The sequence below is a fragment of the Streptomyces sp. NPDC060064 genome (assembly GCF_042736455.1).
Classification (GTDB): domain Bacteria; phylum Actinomycetota; class Actinomycetes; order Streptomycetales; family Streptomycetaceae; genus Streptomyces.
This window is the reverse complement of record NZ_JBHWWF010000001.1, coordinates 144,354-161,212: the sequence shown is the minus strand read 5'-3', so window position 1 is coordinate 161,212 and position 16,859 is coordinate 144,354. Positions and strand designations below refer to the sequence as shown.

Sequence of the window (16,859 nt, the reverse complement as noted above, 5' to 3'; positions counted from 1 at the left end):
GATCGATCACCGCCAACGAGTGGCCCGAAGGACAGTGTTCGTTAGGATCGGGCCATGGCCGACGCGAAGAGACGCGACACGACGAGCTCCACCACTACGAGACGCGAGACGACGAGCTCCGCAACCAGGAAGCACCGCATCGCCGTCCTCGCCATGCCCCAGGTGATCCCCTTCGAGCTGGGGATCCCCCACCGCATCTTCGGCCGCGCCTTCTCCCCCGATGGCGACCACCTCTACGAGGTCGTCACCTGCGCACCGACACCCGGCTTTGTGCAGGCCGAGGCGGACTTCTCGCTGTACATCGAGCACGGCCCGGAGGCACTGGCCGAAGCCGACACGGTGATCGTGCCCGCCGCGTACGAGCCCGATGTGCTCTACCAGGAGGGCCGCCTCCCCGAGGAGCTCGTCCAGGCGTTCCGTCATGTCCGCCCCGGCACCCGTATGGCGTCCATCTGCACCGGCAGCTTCGTCCTCGCCGCCGCCGGCTATCTGGACGGCCGGCCCGCCACCACCCACTGGCACTGGGCAGACCTCTTCCAGCGCCTCTTCCCCTCCGTCAAGGTCGACCCCGACGTGCTGTACATCGACGACGGCGACGTCCTCACCTCGGCGGGCGTCGCGGCCGGCATCGACCTGTGCGTACACATGGTGCGGCGCGACCACGGGGCGGCCGTGGCCAACGACGTCGCCCGGCGCAGCGTCGTACCGCCGCACCGGGACGGCGGGCAGGCCCAATACATCCAACGCCCGCTCCCCGAACCGCAGTTGGCGACCACAACCGCCGCACGCGGCTGGGCGCTCGGCCGCCTCCACGAGCCGATCCAGCTGCGCGACATGGCGGAACAGGAGTCCATGAGCGTACGAACGTTCACGCGCCGCTTCCGCGAGGAGGTCGGCGTCAGCCCCGGCCAGTGGCTGACGCAGCAGCGTGTGGAGCGGGCCCGGCATCTGCTCGAATCCACGGAGCTGTCGGTCGACCAGGTGGCGCGCGACGCGGGCTTCGGTACGGCGCAGTCGATGCGCCAGCACCTACAGGCGGTGCTCGGCGTCCCGCCGACCGTCTACCGCCGCACTTTCCGCGCCGGAGTCCTGAACGGCAGCGGCCTCGGTGGCGGATGACATCCGCCGCTCCCCCAGGGCGCTGACCACGGCCAGTACGACCGTCAGTCCCACGCCCGCCAGGATCGCCGCCGACGGCGACGCGACGCTCAGCAGCGCGCCCGACAGCGTCGCGCTCGCCGCGTAACCGACGCCGGCGGCCGCGTACATCACCGAGAAACCGGCGGCGAGCATCCGCGCGGGGAGCGCCTGGCGCAGCGCGAGCGTACGGGTCAGCTGCACCCCTGACGTGAGTACCCCGGCCAGCAGCAGGCCCACCGCGACGCCGACGAGCGCCGGTACGAGCGCGACCGCCGCGACCACGGCGGAGACGGCGAAGAGCAGCACCAGGCTCTGTGTACGGACCCGGCCCGGCCAGGTTCGCAGGCCGTAGCCGAACGAGCCGAGGGCCGCGGCCACCGAGTACCCCGCGAGCAGCGGGCCCGCCCAGCCGACCGCGATGTGCCGCTGCTCCAGCAGGGCCGGCAGGACCAGTTCGGCGAGGGCCAGCAGGCCCATACCGGCCGCGCCCGTGACGTACACCGGCCAGGCGGCGGCCAGTACGCGCAGCGTCGAGCCGCCCTCGGCGGGGGCTTCCTCGGCCTTCCATCCCACAGGCAGCGCCCACAGGCCCGCGGCCCCCGACACGGCGAGCCCGGCGGCGAGCAGCAGCGGCACGGACGGATTCACGCCGAGAGCGAGAGAGGTGGCGAGCACCGGGGTCGCGGCCCAGATGACGAAGGTGAGCATCGACTCGAAGCTCATGGCCTGAGCGGCGGCGCGCTCGGGAACCAGCGAGAGCAGCATGGTGCGAAGACCGCCCGGCGATGCGGCGGGCGCTGCACCGGCGGTCAGTGCGAACGCGCCGAGCAGTACGGGGTGTTCATGCGGGAAGACCCCCAGTGCGGCGAATGCGGCGGCCCCGGCGACCAGGCCGGCGGCGATCTGGAAGCGGGCGCGTTCCGGGGTGAGGCGGGGCCCGAGCAGCAGCGCGCCGAGGATCTCGCCGAGCACGTACACGGCGGCGAGCGTGGCGCCGAGCCCGTAACCGCCGGGCCGTTCGCGCACCAGGAAGACCAGCGCGAGCGGCGCCATCGCGACCGGGGAGCGGGCCCCGACGGCGACAAGTGACCAGGTCAGCACGGGCCGAGTGGCCAGTTCGCGGTAGGGCATGGGGCGACCGTAGCGCGGACCGGTGGGGCGGGCTCAACCAGTTTTCCGGGGGTCGGCGCAGGGCGCGTGCTCAGGCTCGTGCCGCCGGTCGCCGCGCTCAGGCTTGTGCCGAGGGTCGTGCTGAGGGGCGTGCTGAGCGCCGCCCCGGGGTCACAGCGTCAGGGCTCAGAACGTCAGAACGCCGCGCGCAACCCGCCCATGGTGTGCGTCGTCCGCCGCCTTCGCGAAGTCCTCGATCGGATAGGTCTCGGTGACCAGTTCGTCCAGCAGCAGCCGGCCCTGACGGTACAGCTCGGCGTAGAGCGCGATGTCGTGCTGCGGGCGCGAGGATCCGTAACGGCAGCCCAGAATGGACTTGTCCAGGAACATGGCCGCCGGCACGAACGACGCCTCCGCCGTCGCCGCCGGCATACCGAGGAGAATCGCCTGCCCGTGCCGGTCGAGCAGATCGATCGCCTGGCGGATCAGCGCGGTGTGACCGACGCACTCGAAGGCGTGGTCGGCGCCGGTCGGCAGGATCTCCCGTACCCCGTCCGCCGATTCGAGGAAATGCGTCGCCCCGAACTGCCGGGCCACCCCCTCCTTCGCCGGATTCGAGTCCACCGCGACGATGACGGACGCACCCGCGATCCGGGCGCCCTGGATGACGTTGAGCCCGATGCCGCCCGTACCGATGACAACGACGGTGTCGCCGCGGTCGACCTTCGCGCGGTTGAGTACGGCCCCGACTCCCGTCAGCACCCCACAGCCGATCAGCGCGGCGGAGGTCAGCGGCAGGTCGGAGGCGATCTTCACGGCCTGGACGGCCTTGACGATCGTCCGCTCCGCGAAGGCGGAGTTGGAGGCGAACTGGTAGAGCGGTTCGCCACCGCGCGAGAAGGGTCGGCCGGGCCGCCCGATCGCCTTGCGGCACATGGTGGGCCGGCCGCGGTCGCAGTCCGCGCACGCGCCGCAGTTGGCGAGGGTGGAGAGCGAGACATGGTCGCCGGGCACGACATGGCCGACGCCCGCGCCGACCGCCTCGACGACGCCCGCGCCCTCGTGCCCGAGGACCACCGGCACGGGAAAGGGGATCGTGCCGTCGATCACCGAGAGATCGCTGTGGCAGAGCCCGGCGGCGGCGACGGCGACCAGGACCTCGCCGGGGCCCGGATCCCGTATCTCCAGATCGTCAACCACCTGCGGCTGCTTGCCGTCGAAGACGACGCCTCTCATCGGGGCTCCCTCGGTAGGCCGAGCACCCGCTCGGCGATGATGTTGCGCTGGATTTCGTCCGAGCCGCCGTAGATGGTGTCGGCGCGGGTAAAGAGGAACAGCCGTTGGAGGGCGTCGAGTTCGTACGGGTTCTCGGCGCTCCAGTCGTACGGACCTGCCGCCGCGCTCGCACCCCGTACGGCCATGGCGAGCTCGCCGAGCCGCTGGTGCCAGCCGCCCCAGAGCAGCTTGGCGACGCTGGGCGCTCCGGGGTTCTCCTCAAAACTGCCCAGCGTGCGCAGCGCGTTCCAGCGCATGGTGCGCAGTTCGGCCCACTGCCGTACGAGACGGTCTCTGAGTACGGGGTCGTCGGCAGCGCCGCTCTCGACTGCCAGCCGGACGACCTGCGCCAACTCCTCTTCGAACCCGATCTGTTGGACCAGGGTCGACACGCCGCGCTCCAGAGCGAGCAGGCCCATGGCGACGCGCCAGCCGTTGCCCTCGCCGCCGACGACATGTCCGGCGGCGGCGAGGGCGCCGTCGAAGAAGACCTCGTTGAACTCCGCGGTGCCGGACATCTGGCGGATCGGCCGTACGTCGATACGGCCCGGCTGGTCCATGGGCAGGAGCAGGAACGACAGGCCGTGGTGGCGCTGCGATCCGGACTCGGTGCGGGCGAGGACGAAGCACCAGTCGGCTTCGTGCGCCAGGGAGGTCCAGATCTTCTGTCCGCTGATCCGGTAAGTGTCACCGTCCCGTACGGCGGCGGTCCGCACCCCGGCGAGGTCCGAGCCCGCGCCGGGCTCGCTGTACGCCTGGCACCAGAGCTCCTCGCCGCGCGCGACGGCAGGCAGGAAGCGGTCCTGCTGCTCCTGACTGCCGTACGCGATGAGAGTGGGCGCAAGGAGGTTCTCGCCGATGTGCCCGACGCGGCCGGGGGCGCCGGAGCGGGCGTACTCCTCGGCCCAGACGACCTGTTGGGTCAGCGTGGCCTGCCGGTTCCCGTATCCGTCCGCGCCCCAGCCGAGCCCGATCCACCCGGCTCGGCCGAGCTCCCGCTCCCAGGCGCGGCGGGCCGCTACGCGCTCGTGCTCGCTGCCGGGGCCGCCGTGGCGGGCGGCCTCGGCGTGGCTCCCGACGAGGTGGGCGTCGAGCCAGGCCCGTGCCTCGCGGCGGAATTGCTGGTCCGCGGGCCCGAACGCGAAGTCCACGTCTCCTCCAAGGAGTTGAAGTTCCCCACCCCGCCCCTTCCCGAACTGGGGGCGGGGCCCCGTACCCCGGGGGCCGGCTAGGCGTTCGGGCGCTCACCCGACGTCGCCGCCCGCGCCATCTCCTCCAAGCGCGCCAGCATCGGCATCGGGTCCACCCCCACCGTCCCCGGCAGAAAGTCCGCGATCTTCTCCGGGGTCCACGCCCCCTCCGCGTAACCGGCCCGCAGTTCCCTCGGCTGCGCCCACACCGCGATCTTCGGGCCCGCGATCGTGTAGACCTGGCCCGTGATCCGCTCCTCCCGCGCCCGCTCGGAGAGCAGGTACACGACCAGCGCCGCCACGTCCTCCGGCTCCCCGATCTCCTTCAGCTCCATCGGGACGTTCGCCGACATCCGCGTACGCGCCACCGGCGCCACCGCGTTCGCCGTCACCCCGTACTTGTTCAGGCCCAGCGCCGCGCTCCGCACCAGCGAGATGATCCCGCCCTTCGCCGCCGAGTAGTTGGCCTGCGCCACGCTCCCCTGGTGGTTGCCGCTGGTGAACCCGATCAGGGTTCCGCCGCCCTGCTTCCGCATCACCGCCGACGCCGCCCGGAACACCGTGAACGTCCCCTTCAGATGCGTCGCGACGACCGGGTCCCACTCCTCCTCGGACATGTTGAAGAGCATCCGTTCGCGCAGAATCCCGGCCACACAGACCACACCGTCGATACGGCCGTACTGCGCCAGCGCCACGTCCACGATCCGCTGACCGCCCGCCATCGTCGAGATGTCGTCCGCGACCGCGACCGCCTCTCCGGCCGCCGCCTCGATCTCCTTGACCACGGCCTCGGCGATCTCACTCGTCGGCTCGCCGCCCTCGATCGAGACGCCGTAGTCGTTGACGACGACCCGTGCGCCCTCCGCCGCGGCAGCCAGCGCGACCGCCCGACCGATGCCGCGCCCCGCACCCGTGACGGCGACGACCTTGCCTGCCAAGAAGTTCCCCACGTCCGGCCCCTTTCCGCGGTTTCTGACGGACCGTTAGATTCTACGGTCAGTCAGATACTCGAGCACAAGACCCGGGAGGCCCGATGTCACTGCCGGCCGAGTTCCACGACATCGCCAAACGCGTGAACAACTGGGGGCGTTGGGGCACGAGCGACGAGATCGGCACGCTCAACCTGATCACCGACGAGGTCGTCAGGAACGCCGCCGCCGAAGTCCGCGGCGGGCGCCGCGTCGCCCTCGCGCTGCCGCTGCAGCAGGACGGCGTCCAGAGCGGCCTCATCCCGGGCCGGGTGAACCCGCTGCACACCATGGTCCAGATCAACCAGGAGCTGTTCGGCCCCGGCACCGTCGCCACCAGCGACGACGCCGTGACCATGGGTCTGCAGGCCGCCACCCACTGGGACGCGCTGACCCATGCATCGCACTCCGGCAGGATCTACAACGGCCGCCCCGCCGACACCATCACCGCGCACACTCGCGCACAGTTCAGCGGCATCGACAAGGCACGCCATATCGTCTCGCGCGGCGTACTGCTCGATGTGGCGCGCGCCAAGGGTCTGGACCGACTGCCCGGAGACCACGCCGTCACACCCGAGGACCTCGACGAGGCCGCGGAGTTCGCCGGCCTGACCATAAAATCCGGTGACATCGTTCTCGTACGGACCGGACAGATCCAGGTCTGCCTCGGCGGCGACAAACACGGCTACGGATACCCGTCCCCGGGCCTGTCCGTCCGTACCCCCGAGTGGTTCCACGCCCACGATGTCGCCGCCGTCGCGAACGACACCCTCACCTTCGAGATCTTCCCGCCGGAGATCGAGAACCTCTGGCTGCCCGTGCACGCCCTGGACCTTGTCGAGATGGGCATGCTGCAGGGCCAGAACTGGAATCTGGAAGAGTTGTCCACAGCCTGTGCGGAAACCGGGCGGTACGCGTTCCTGCTGTCCGCGATGCCGGAGCCGTTCGTCGGCGGTACGGGGACCCCCGTAGCCCCGGTCGCGATCCTCTGACGGCCGTCACCGGCAGACAAAGGGCGGCAACCCGGACTGCGCCACCCCGGGGCGGCCGTCCCGGACCGCGACCCCGGGCTGCTGTCCCGGGCTACTGTCCCGGGCTACTGTCCCGCGCCCTACGGCGCGGTGACATAACCCCGCACTCCCGGCTGCTCGTACGCTCCCGCCGCGACCGCAGGTGCGCCCCTGTCCACCTCGCACCAGATGGACTTGCCGGCGCCCTCCGGCTGCCAGCCCCACCGGTCGGCGAGTCCGTCGACCAGTTCAAGGCCGCGGCCGTTGGTGTCGTCGCCCTCGGCGTGACGCGGCTGCGGCGGGCGGGCGCTGATGTCGGCGACCTCCACCCGTACGGTCCCGGCCTCGGCCACGCCCGCCCCGAAGAGCATCCGCAGCACGGCCGGACAGCCGGTGTGGACGACGGCGTTGGTGACGAGCTCCGAGATCAACAGGATCAGCGTGTCGGCCAGCGGCTCGTCGTCCCCTATACCGGACCCGGCGAGCCTGGAACGAGCCCACCTGCGGGCGCGCCCCACCTCCGCGGGATCGGGCCCGACCTCCAACTGAACCAGAAGCACCTGCACCGCTCACACCATCCGAACCGGCGGACACATCGCCTCGCGCCTCGACAAGGTCCTGAACAAGGTCACTGAAAGTGACTCCCTTGCAAGACAGCATGGTTGACGTACAGTCACCGCAACAAGCGCTTCGGGCATATTCCAGCGCGAAAGAGTACCCGTGGTGCATACTGTGCGACGCACGTTGCGGAGAGTCGAACAGAGGCTCACAGCCCGTACTCGCACAGGGCGAACGGAGCACATTCCCGGTCCCGGAGCCGCCGCAGGGGCAACACCGGCAGAGCCCGGCCTCGGAACCACTCGCATCCCACGGAGAGTACCGGAGCCCGGCCCCGACTCCGGGCCGTGACGAGTCACGTGAAGGACACAACCCGGTATCGACGTTCATTCAACTCTCGGTGACGCTTCAGAGTGCTGAGGCCAAGGCCTCGGCCTGGATCTCCTCCGACTCCGCCGCGGTGAGCCACATCTGCTCGCGCAGCCAGGCCCGCTTGAGATGCAGATGTACGTCCGCCTCCCAGGTGAAGCCCATCCCCCCGAACACCTGGAGGCAGTCGCGGGCGCCCTGGACGGCTGCCTCGTCGGCCAGCAGCTTGGCGCCGGCGATCTCGGTGAAGTCCTCGGTGACGGCCGCCGCGTAGACGGCGGCGCGGGCCACTTCCGTGCGTACGAGCATCTGGGCACACAGATGCTTGACTGCCTGGAAGCCTCCGATGGGCTGCCCGAACTGTTCGCGTTCCTTGGCGTATTGAACGGCCATCTCGGTAGTGCGGGCGGCGCTGCCGAGCTGTTCGGCGGCGGTGAGAAGGATCGCGTCCGGGCGTGGCGGGGCCTTGGGGCCGTCCGGGATCCGGTGCAGCGGGGTGAGCGGGTCCATGGACCGTAGCTGCCGCGCGTGGGGCAGATCCTTCGGATTCCGGATCCGCATCCCCGCCCCATGGATGACGACCGCCGCGTCGGCGTCGGTGAAGTGCGGAATCAGCCCGCGCAGTTGGGTGCCGCACGTGACGACCTGCGTGCCGTCCGCGGCGCCCGGCACCCGGCCCGCCGCCAGATGGGTCGCGACCAGCGGTCCGTTCAGCAGCACCCGGCCCGCCTCCTCGAAGAGCAGCACCGCCTCGGGCAGTCCGAGCCCGGCCCCGCCCTCCTCCTCCGGCAGCCGCAGCGCGAAGAACCCGGCCGCGCCGAGCTCCCGCCACAGCTCCCGGTCGACGGTGCCCTCGCGGTCCACGGCCGCCCTGAGCGCGTCGCGGCCGAAACGGCCGGCGAGCAGCTCCCGTACGCCGCTGCGCAGAGCACGCTGGTCGTCCGTCAACCGGAAGTCCATCGGCGCCCCTTCGGAAGGCCGAGTATCCGCTCGGCGACGATGTTCTGCTGGATCTGCGAGGTACCCGCGGCGATCGTGTACGACAGCGAGGAGAGCCGGTCGCCCGTCCACTCCTCGTCCAGGTCCATCGCGTCGGGACCGAGCACCTCGGCGGCCGTGTCGTACAGCTCCTGGCGCGCGTGCGAGTAGCGGAGTTTGAAGACGGAGCCGCCGGTGCCGGGCACGCCGCCGGCGTTCTGCGCCTCGCTGACGTTCCACTGGGTGAGCCGCCACAGTGCGCGGAACTCCGCGTTGAGCCGGCCGAGTCTGCGGCGCAGCACCGGATCGTCCCAATGGCCGTTCCGCCGGGCCGTACGGGCCAGTTCGCCGAGTGTGCGGCGGCAGGCGACGACCTCGCCGACGAAGGCCGTGCCGCGTTCGAAGGAGAGGGTGACCATGGTGACGCGCCAGCCGTCGTTCTCCTCGCCGACCCGGTTCGCCACCGGAACGCGGACCTCGTCGAGGAACATCTCCGCGAACTCCGCGGACCCGGCGAGCGTGCGCAGCGGGCGGACCGTGACCCCCGGCGCGTCCATGGGCATCGCCAGCCAGGAGATCCCGCGGTGTCTCGGCGCCTGCGGGTCCGTCCGTACCAGCAGCTCGCACCAGTCGGCCACCTCTGCGTGCGAGGTCCAGATCTTGGAGCCGGTGACCACGTACGAGTCCCCGTCCCTGACGGCCTCCGTACGCAGCGACGCCAGGTCCGAGCCCGCGTCCGGTTCGCTGAAGCCCTGGCACCAGACCTCGTCGCCGCGCAGCACGGGCGGCAGCCAGCGGGCGCGCTGCTCGGCCGTGCCCTCGGCGGCGACGGTGGGGCCCGCGTGCAGCAGTCCCACGAAGTTCGCGCCCACGTACGGCGCCCCGGCCCGCTCCGTCTCCTCCAGATAGATCAGATGCTGGGTCGGCGTCGCACCCTGGCCGCCCGCGTCCACGGGCCAGTGCAGGCCCGCGTATCCGGCGTCGTACAGCATCCGCTGCCAGGCCGTGTCGTACGACCGCCGGCCCGGCCAGTCCAGCGGATCGGGCTTCGGAGGCAGCTTCGGCAGCGACAGCGCCAGCCAGGAGCGCAGCCGCGCCCGGAAGTCCTCCTCTTCCTCGGTGTATGTGAGGTCCACTACCGGTCCAGGTCCAGGTCCAGGTCCAGGTCGAGCATCCGGATCGCATGGCCGCGCATCAGCTTGTGGACCGTCTCGTCGTCAAGGCCCGAGAGATGGGCCGACTCGATCACATGGTCGTCGACGCTGATGATCCGAGGCAGTTCCATGCTGGTGTCCCCTCCGGCGTACGGAATCCGACGGCGAATCCGGCGGCATATCTGATGGCCCATCAGAAAGCAGGCTAGCCCCGCACCCCTGGACCGACAAGGCGGTGAGCCCTACGCTCTCCGCACGATCTGACTATCCGTCAGCAACGGAGGCCGGGCATGAACGAGACCGCACACGCCCTGGGTGAATCGCGCACGCTCTGGGAACTCGTCGAACGCCGCGCCGGGCTCACCCCGGACCGCCCGGTGCTGATCCAGGACGACCGCAGCCTCACCTTCGGCGCGCTGCGGGACCGCTCCGAACGGGTCGCCGCAGGACTGTACGAACTGGGGGTGCGGCCCGGCAGTGTGGTCGCCTGGCAGCTGCCGACCCGGATCGAGACGGCGCTGCTCTCCTTCGCGCTCGCCCGGATCGGGGCCGTACAGTCGCCGGTCATCCCCTTCTACCGGGACCGCGAGGTGGGCTTCGCGCTACGGGAGTCCAAGGCGGAGTTCTTCGCCGTGCCGGGCACCTGGCGCGGCTTCGACCACGCGGGCATGGCGCACCGCCTCGCGCTGGAGCTCCCCGAGCCGCCGCTGGTCTTCGAGGCGTACGACACGCTGCCCGACGCCGATCCCTCCGTACTGCCGCCGCCGCCCGCCGACGGGACATCCGTCCGCTGGATCTACTGGACCTCCGGCACCACCTCGGACCCCAAGGGCGTGCTGCACACCGACCGCTCGCTGATCGCCGGCGGCTCCTGCCTGGCCCACGCGCTGCAGCTGTCGTCCGACGACGTCGGCTCGATGGCGTTCCCCTTCGCGCACATCGCCGGGCCCGACTACACGGTGATGCTGCTGCTGTACGGCTTCCCGGCGGTGATGTTCGAGCAGTTCGCGCTGCCCGCCGCACTCGAGGCCTACCGCGGCCACGGTGTGACGGTTGCGGGCGGCTCCACCGCCTTCTACTCGATGTTCCTCGCCGAGCAGCGCAAACGGCCGGAGCGCAAGCTCATCCCCAGCCTGCGGCTGCTGGCCGGCGGCGGAGCGCCGAAGCCGCCGGAGATCTACCACGCCGTCGTACGCGAGATGGGCTGCCAGCTCACGCACGGCTACGGCATGACCGAGGTCCCCATGATCACCATGGGCGCGCCCGACGACACCGCGGAGATGCTCGCCACGACCGAGGGGCGGCCGCCGGCGGGCATGGAGATACGGATCGTGGACGGCGAGGTGCGGCTGCGCGGCGAGGCCGTCTGCCAGGGATATCTGGATCCGGCCCAGAGCGCCGCCGCCTTCGACGGCGAGGGCTTCTTCATCACCGGCGACCTGGGGTACGTCACCGGGTCCGGGCATCTCGTCCTCACCGGCCGGATCAAGGACGTCATCATCCGCAAGGGCGAGAACATCTCGGCGAAGGAGATCGAGGACTTGCTGCACGAGCACCCGGCCGTCGGGGACGTGGCGGTGATCGGACTGCCGGACGCCGAGCGGGGTGAGCGGGTCTGCGCGGTGGTGGAGCAGCCGGAGGGCGCCGAGGAGTTGAGCCTCGGCGCCCTCACGGCGTATCTGCGCGAACAGGGGCTGTCGGTGCACAAGCTGCCGGAGCAGCTGGAGGTGGTGGAGGGGCTGCCGCGGAACGAGACCTTGCGGAAGGTGCTGAAGTACAGGCTCAGGGAGCGGTATTCGTGACGGGTGCGGGCGGTCCGGCAGGTCCGGGCTCGGGTCCCGGCCCGGGTCCGGACCAGGACCCGGACCCGGACCCGAGGGAATGTCCCCTGCCCGCCCGCGCCCGAACCGGGGCAAGTCCCGGACCGCGTACGCGGCCTTCGGACTCATGTCCTCAATCGCCGGACGGGCTCCACTGCCACGGCTCCGCGGCTACGGCTCCGGCGTCACGAAGTACGAGGCGAAGCCCGTCAGGATCTCGTCCTCGGTGATCCTGCCGTCGCCGTCCCCGTCCAGCGCCGCCGCAACCTGCGTCGCGACACCCGGGACCACCCCGAGCACACGTAGCACCCGCTCGGCGGCGGAAGGGGTCACACCGCCGCCGTCCTCGTCGGCGATGGCGATCACGGCGTGGAGGAAGGGGCGGGCGATCTCGGCGAATCGCTGGGGATTGTCACGCAGTCTCTTCACCGCACCCGTGATGAACTCCTGGCGGGTGACCCGCTGGTCCCCGTCCACGTCGGCGATTCCGGCCATGCCCTGCCAGAACGCCTCCGCACCGCTGTAGAGGGCCTGGCCCTTGTCGCAGCGGGCGGTCGTGGAGAACTCGGCGAGCAGCGCGGCTGCCGCCCCGCTGAAGTCCTCACGGTCGATATAGCCATTGCCGTCCTGGTCGAAGGCGGCGAAGCGGGAAGCGATCTTGCGCTCGTACTCTGCGCTGTCCATGCGGGGAGCGTACGACCCCGAGCACTGACGCGTGCAAGTACTCCGCCAATTACGTCAGGACGACATCCAGGAGGACGCCCGGTGACGGCGGAGCGTCACGCCATGACTGCGGTCAGGCGGAGAGCGGCTGGGCCTCCTCGTCGACGGCCGAGCCCGCGTCCGCGTACACCTCGAAGAGCCGGCGCACGCCGAGGGCGGCCAGGACCCGGTTGACGTGCGAACCGTCCTCCGCGCCGCGGGCGGGGAGGATCAGCCGCATCCGGCCCTGGCAGGAGCGCAGCAGCCGGCGGGCGGCGATCAGCACGCCGACGCCGCTGGAGTCGCAGAAGAGCACCTCGGAGAGGTCGAGCACGAGGTCGCGGCGGCCGACGGCGACCGCGTCATGGACATGCTGACGCACCACGGGCGAGGACACGAGGTCCAGCTCGCCGCAGACGTGCAGCACGGTCCACGCGCCGTGCCGGGTCTCGTCCACCTTGAGCATCATGACCGGACCTCTCCTCCTGCCGATCCGGAGCCGTGCGACCGCCGGCCGGCAGACGCCGACCGGCGGACACGGAAATCCGGAAGCTGTCCTTCCCCTCGCGGCTGCCCCACCGCTCACCCATGAAACACGATGCCCACAGCCGAAACACGATGCTCACGGCCATCGGTCTCCCGGCATCCCGGCCCTCCTCCGGCGCACACTTGCCGCAAAGATGCGTGCGTCTCCCGCCCCGCGCACTACATTCGAAGGGGCGACAGGCACAAAGCGCAGGCTTGGGGGCCGTATGGCAAAGGACACACCACCGCGCTGGGACCGCAGGATGCAGCAGCGGCTCGCGCGGGGAGAGGCCGCTGCCCTCGGCGAGTTCTACGACAGGTTCGCCTCGCTGGTGCACATGCTCGCCCACCGGGTGCTCGACGACGACACGGCGGCCGACCAGGTCACCCGCGAAGTCTTCGGCTACATCTGGGAGAACCCCGACGCCTACGACCCCAAGAAGGGCTCGATGCGGTCCTGGGTCGCCAGACTCACCAACAGCCAGGCCGTCCACCGGCTGCGCCAGACCGAGGCGGCCGCGCTCGCGGAAGGCGGCGAGGGCACCACGGAGGAGCTGGAGCAGAAGGTCCGCAGGGCGGCAGTGGCGGCCCGCGCCGACTACATCGTCACCTCCATGCCGGCGCCACTGCGGGCCGCACTGGAGCTCGCCTATTTCCAGCGCAGGGACTATCGCCAGACCGCGGCCGACCTCGGGGTCACCGAGGACGAGGCCAGGCGCCGGCTGCGGCTGGGCCTGCAACTGCTCTCCACCGCCCAGACCCGCCCCCTGGAGGGCTCGTCCCCGCCCCGGTACGGACGCTCCTTGTGAACGGGCCTCTGGACGGCGGCCGCGGCGCCGACGACGGCCGCGACGAGAGGCGCGGCGTGCCGCGTATACCGGGACCGCGGTGGGCGCCGGACGATCTGGATCCGCCGGCGCGCATCGTCCCGCTGCCGCCCGTACCGACCGCGCCGCGTGTGCCGCCCGCACCACCGGGTGGCCGGCCCGAGACGGGTCGTGGCGGACCCGGTGGCGGCGACGGGGAGGGGCCTTCGCACAGCGTGCTGAAGTCACTGCTCGGCGCCTGGGCGCTGTCCGCCTGCTCCGCCGAGGAGACCGCGGCCGTCGAGGCGCACCTCGGCGACTGCGCGCCCTGCGCGGACGAGGCCCTGCGGCTGCGTGACGCCGTCGCTCTGCTGCACACCGACCGGGACCTGGACCTCGACCCGCTGCTGCGCTTCCGGGTGCTCGAGAACTGCCTGGTCCGCAGGCCCGCCCGTATCCCGGTGCCGGCCTGGGCGACTCCGTACGACGCGGAGACGGCGCGGCTCGACGCGCTGCTGCGGGACATCGGCGAGGCGGAATGGCATGCGCCGGTACGCCTCAAATGGTTCGAGGGCGAACGGCAGGTGAGCCGCAGAACGACCGTCGCCGGAGTCATCGGCCATCTCATGACCGTCGACGGACTGGTCGCGGGCGCGCTGGGGCTGGACGATCCCCTCGGGCCCGACGCGCCGAGAGTGCCCACCGCGCGCACCGAGGCTTTCTGGCGCACCGCGGAGCTGCCGCCCACCCGTACCGTCCGCGAGCCCTGGCGCGACCAGAGCCACACACTGATCCGCACGGTCTCCTTCGCCGGCCGCGGCGCCGCCGAACTGTCCGTCTCGTACGGGAACTTCGCCCTTCCACTGCGGGACTCCCTGCTGGACCGCGCCTTCGAGTGCTGGATGCACGCGGGCGACATCGCGGACGCGGTGGACTACCCGTACGAGCCACCGAGCGGTTCCTATCTGCACGGGATGATCGATCTGGCGGCCCGGCTGCTGCCTGCCGCGCTCGCCGACCGCAGACGGGCGGGCCTCGCCGGACCGGCCAGACATCTGGTCGCGGCCGGCGCACCGGGCCGGTCGCTGCATCTGGAGGTCGAGGGCTCGGGCGGTGGTAGCTGGTACATCGCCCTGGACTCCCCGGCCGCGATCGGTTCCGCGGACCAGGCGGTGGCTCAAGTGGCCCTGGATGGCGTGGAGTTCTGCCGACTGGTGGCGGGCCATGTCTCGCCGGAGGAGGCCGCGGCGGGCCAGGACGGCGACCGGGAGGCGATCCGGGACGTGCTGTTCGCGGCGGCGTCGCTGAGCAGGCTCTAGAGGACTGATGAAGATCCTGTCGAGGAGGTGGCGCGCAGTCGGTCCCGGACCAGCGAGATCGCCACGACCAGTGCCGCGACCAGTGCGGAGAGGATCACCTGCTCGCGCCCGGCGTCGTCGGTGAGCATATAGACCAGGACGAAGGAGATCATTGCGATGGTCGCCCAGGTCAGGTACGGGAAGAGCCACATCCGCACGACGAGCTTGTCCGGTGATTCGCGCAGCAGGATGGGACGCATCCTCAGCTGGGTGAAGCAGATGACCAGCCAGACGAACAGGGCGATGGCACCGGAGGAGTTCAGCAGGAACAGGAACACCGTGTCGGGCCACTGGTAGTTGAAGAAGACGGCGGCGAAGCCGAAGACGACCGATCCCAGGATGGCGGCCTGCGGCACGCCGCGGCTGTTGGTGCGGGCGAATGCGGTGGGTGCGTCACCGCGCCGGCCGAGCGAGAAGGCCATGCGGGAGGCGGTGTACAGGCCGGAGTTGAGGCAGGACAGCACGGCGGTAAGGACGATGACGTTCATGATCTCGCCGGCGTGCGGGATGCCGATCGCGTCGAGCGCCGCTACGTACGAGCCCTTCTCCTTGATCGCCGGGTCGTCCCACCTGAGCAGAGAGACCACGACCAGGATCGAGCCGAGGTAGAAGACGCCGATCCGCCAGATCACGCTGTTGGTGGCCTTGGTGACGGCGCGTCGCGGGTTCTCGGACTCACCGGCGGCGAGGGTGACGATCTCGCTTCCCATGAAGGAGAAGACGACCATGAGGATGCCGGTGAGGATCGCCCCGGGGCCGTTGGGCAGGAACCCGCCGTGGCCGGTCAGATGGGCCAGGCCCACAGATTCGTGGCCGGAGCCGGGCAGTACGCCGAACACCGCCAGAGCGCCGATCACGATGAAGCCGGCGATGGCAACGACCTTGATACCGGCGAACCAGAACTCGAACTCGCCGTAGGAGCCGACCGAGGCCAAGTTGGTCGCCGTGAGGACCACCATGACGATGAGGGCCCAGCCCCACTGCGGGACGGCCGGGACCCAGCCCTCGAGGATCTTCGCGCCGGCGGTGGCCTCGACGGCCAGGACCACGACCCAGAAGAACCAGTACAGCCAGCCGATGGAGAAGCCGGCCCAGCGGCCGAGCGCCCGGTCGGCGTAGGCGGAGAACGAGCCGGAGGTGGGGTGGGCCGCGGCCATCTCGCCGAGCATCCGCATGACGAAGACGACCATCGCGCCCACCAGGGCGTACGACAGCAGGATGCCGGGGCCGGCGGCCGCGATCCCGGAAGCGGAACCGACGAACAGGCCGGCGCCGATCACACCGCCGATCGCGATCATCGACAGATGACGGTTCTTGAGCCCGGCACTGAGGCCGTCCGCGGACGGCGTCTGCCCGCTCTCACGGGGTGGCGAAGCCATGTCGGTGTTCGTGGGGTGCGCGCTCATGCTCAGTCCTTACAGAGGAATGGAATCGGGACAGAGGGAAGAGGTCGGGGCAAAACCGGCCTGCGGGGTCGTGCACATGCCGAGCACGGGTGGGACGACGGTGTGTACGACCACTCGGGAGGCCGGAAGGCAGGCCGATCGGGTCTGCCTGTTCGCGGCCTGTCGCCGTTGCCGATGCCCACGTGTCGGGTGAGGACGGCCGTCCGGCTCATCGGGCTCGGCTACATGGAGCCGCCGGGGGCGCGAGGACACGTGAGGGTGGGGAGCGCCAGGGGGTGACCCGGCGCGCGGATTCGGGGTACGCAGACGATAGGAGCGGGCGCGGCCGGGCCACCATGGACAGATGTCACGCGCGTTGGAGCGCTGTTCAGACACATGCTCAAACGCAGTCGCGGATGTGCAGCCCGATTCGCCCTACCAGCACGGCGACGGCCCGGCGCTACGGCAGAGCTCCGGCACGGCGACAGCCCGGCGACGGCGGCGGTGATAC

The 16,859-nt window shown here is 70.9% G+C and carries 15 protein-coding genes and 1 pseudogene; 5 read left to right on the top strand and 11 right to left on the bottom strand.

Features of this window, described 5'->3' with window-relative positions:
• Positions 1–54: 54 nt before the first annotated feature.
• The gene (locus ACFWDI_RS00795; RefSeq protein WP_385300513.1) at positions 55–1,119 is read left to right on the top strand and encodes a GlxA family transcriptional regulator; all 1,065 of its coding nucleotides are present in this window, start codon (positions 55–57) and stop codon (positions 1,117–1,119) included.
• Here the strand turns inward: ACFWDI_RS00795 and ACFWDI_RS00790 are convergent.
• From ACFWDI_RS00790 to ACFWDI_RS00775, 4 genes are all read right to left on the bottom strand, one after another.
• Entirely contained in the window at positions 1,030–2,271 is a 1,242-nt protein-coding gene (locus tag ACFWDI_RS00790; RefSeq protein WP_385300512.1) for an MFS transporter, read from the bottom strand. The two genes, ACFWDI_RS00795 and ACFWDI_RS00790, sit on opposite strands and share 90 nt — an antisense overlap.
• 165 nt (positions 2,272–2,436) lie before the next feature.
• Positions 2,437–3,486 (bottom strand): Zn-dependent alcohol dehydrogenase, encoded by a 1,050-nt coding sequence (locus tag ACFWDI_RS00785; RefSeq protein WP_385300511.1) that lies wholly within the window; start codon positions 3,484–3,486, stop codon positions 2,437–2,439.
• Entirely contained in the window at positions 3,483–4,676 is a 1,194-nt protein-coding gene (locus ACFWDI_RS00780; RefSeq protein WP_385300510.1) for an acyl-CoA dehydrogenase family protein, read from the bottom strand. Before ACFWDI_RS00780 ends, ACFWDI_RS00785 begins: the two co-directional genes overlap by 4 nt.
• Before the next feature lie 77 nt (positions 4,677–4,753).
• Positions 4,754–5,665, bottom strand: a complete 912-nt coding sequence (locus tag ACFWDI_RS00775) for an SDR family NAD(P)-dependent oxidoreductase (protein ID WP_385300509.1) — start codon at positions 5,663–5,665, stop codon at positions 4,754–4,756.
• An 83-nt stretch (positions 5,666–5,748) separates the two neighbouring features.
• Here ACFWDI_RS00775 and ACFWDI_RS00770 point away from each other — a divergent pair, with 83 nt between their 5' ends.
• Positions 5,749–6,675: a cyclase family protein gene (locus ACFWDI_RS00770; RefSeq protein WP_385300508.1), complete on the top strand. Its 927-nt coding sequence runs from the start codon at positions 5,749–5,751 to the stop codon at positions 6,673–6,675.
• 119 nt (positions 6,676–6,794) lie between these two features.
• On the opposite strand, the gene ACFWDI_RS00765 is transcribed toward ACFWDI_RS00770, so the two are convergent.
• The 4 genes and pseudogenes from ACFWDI_RS00765 to ACFWDI_RS00750 all read right to left on the bottom strand — a co-directional run.
• Positions 6,795–7,259 (bottom strand): ATP-binding protein, encoded by a 465-nt coding sequence (locus ACFWDI_RS00765; RefSeq protein ID WP_385300507.1) that lies wholly within the window; start codon positions 7,257–7,259, stop codon positions 6,795–6,797.
• 400 nt (positions 7,260–7,659) lie between these two features.
• A complete protein-coding gene (locus ACFWDI_RS00760) occupies positions 7,660–8,580 on the bottom strand; it encodes an acyl-CoA dehydrogenase family protein (RefSeq protein ID WP_385300506.1) in 921 nt (306 codons plus the stop codon).
• Entirely contained in the window at positions 8,565–9,734 is a 1,170-nt protein-coding gene (locus ACFWDI_RS00755) for an acyl-CoA dehydrogenase (RefSeq protein ID WP_385300505.1), read from the bottom strand. Before ACFWDI_RS00755 ends, ACFWDI_RS00760 begins: the two co-directional genes overlap by 16 nt.
• A pseudogene (locus ACFWDI_RS00750) lies at positions 9,734–9,880 on the bottom strand (amidohydrolase); the annotation flags it as partial. The pseudogene ACFWDI_RS00750 and the gene ACFWDI_RS00755, both read right to left, overlap by 1 nt.
• A 162-nt stretch (positions 9,881–10,042) precedes the next feature.
• Here ACFWDI_RS00750 and ACFWDI_RS00745 point away from each other — a divergent pair.
• Positions 10,043–11,554 (top strand): class I adenylate-forming enzyme family protein, encoded by a 1,512-nt coding sequence (locus ACFWDI_RS00745; protein ID WP_385300504.1) that lies wholly within the window; start codon positions 10,043–10,045, stop codon positions 11,552–11,554.
• A gap of 189 nt (positions 11,555–11,743) precedes the next feature.
• Here ACFWDI_RS00745 and ACFWDI_RS00740 read toward each other — a convergent pair whose 3' ends face one another.
• Together ACFWDI_RS00740 and ACFWDI_RS00735 are read right to left on the bottom strand one after the other, a co-directional pair.
• On the bottom strand, positions 11,744–12,256 hold the full coding sequence (locus tag ACFWDI_RS00740) for an EF-hand domain-containing protein (RefSeq protein WP_385300503.1): 513 nt from the start codon (positions 12,254–12,256) through the stop codon (positions 11,744–11,746).
• Positions 12,257–12,368: 112 nt separating this feature from the next.
• Entirely contained in the window at positions 12,369–12,743 is a 375-nt protein-coding gene (locus ACFWDI_RS00735; protein WP_385300502.1) for an STAS domain-containing protein, read from the bottom strand.
• 283 nt (positions 12,744–13,026) lie between these two features.
• Here ACFWDI_RS00735 and ACFWDI_RS00730 point away from each other — a divergent pair, with 283 nt between their 5' ends.
• The gene (locus tag ACFWDI_RS00730) at positions 13,027–13,608 is read left to right on the top strand and encodes a sigma-70 family RNA polymerase sigma factor (protein ID WP_385300501.1); all 582 of its coding nucleotides are present in this window, start codon (positions 13,027–13,029) and stop codon (positions 13,606–13,608) included.
• A complete protein-coding gene (locus ACFWDI_RS00725) occupies positions 13,605–14,924 on the top strand; it encodes a maleylpyruvate isomerase N-terminal domain-containing protein (protein ID WP_385300500.1) in 1,320 nt (439 codons plus the stop codon). Before ACFWDI_RS00730 ends, ACFWDI_RS00725 begins: the two co-directional genes overlap by 4 nt.
• Here the strand turns inward: ACFWDI_RS00725 and ACFWDI_RS00720 are convergent.
• A complete protein-coding gene (locus tag ACFWDI_RS00720) occupies positions 14,921–16,342 on the bottom strand; it encodes an amino acid permease (RefSeq protein ID WP_385300828.1) in 1,422 nt (473 codons plus the stop codon). The two genes, ACFWDI_RS00725 and ACFWDI_RS00720, sit on opposite strands and share 4 nt — an antisense overlap.
• Between the last annotated feature and the right edge of the window lie 517 nt (positions 16,343–16,859).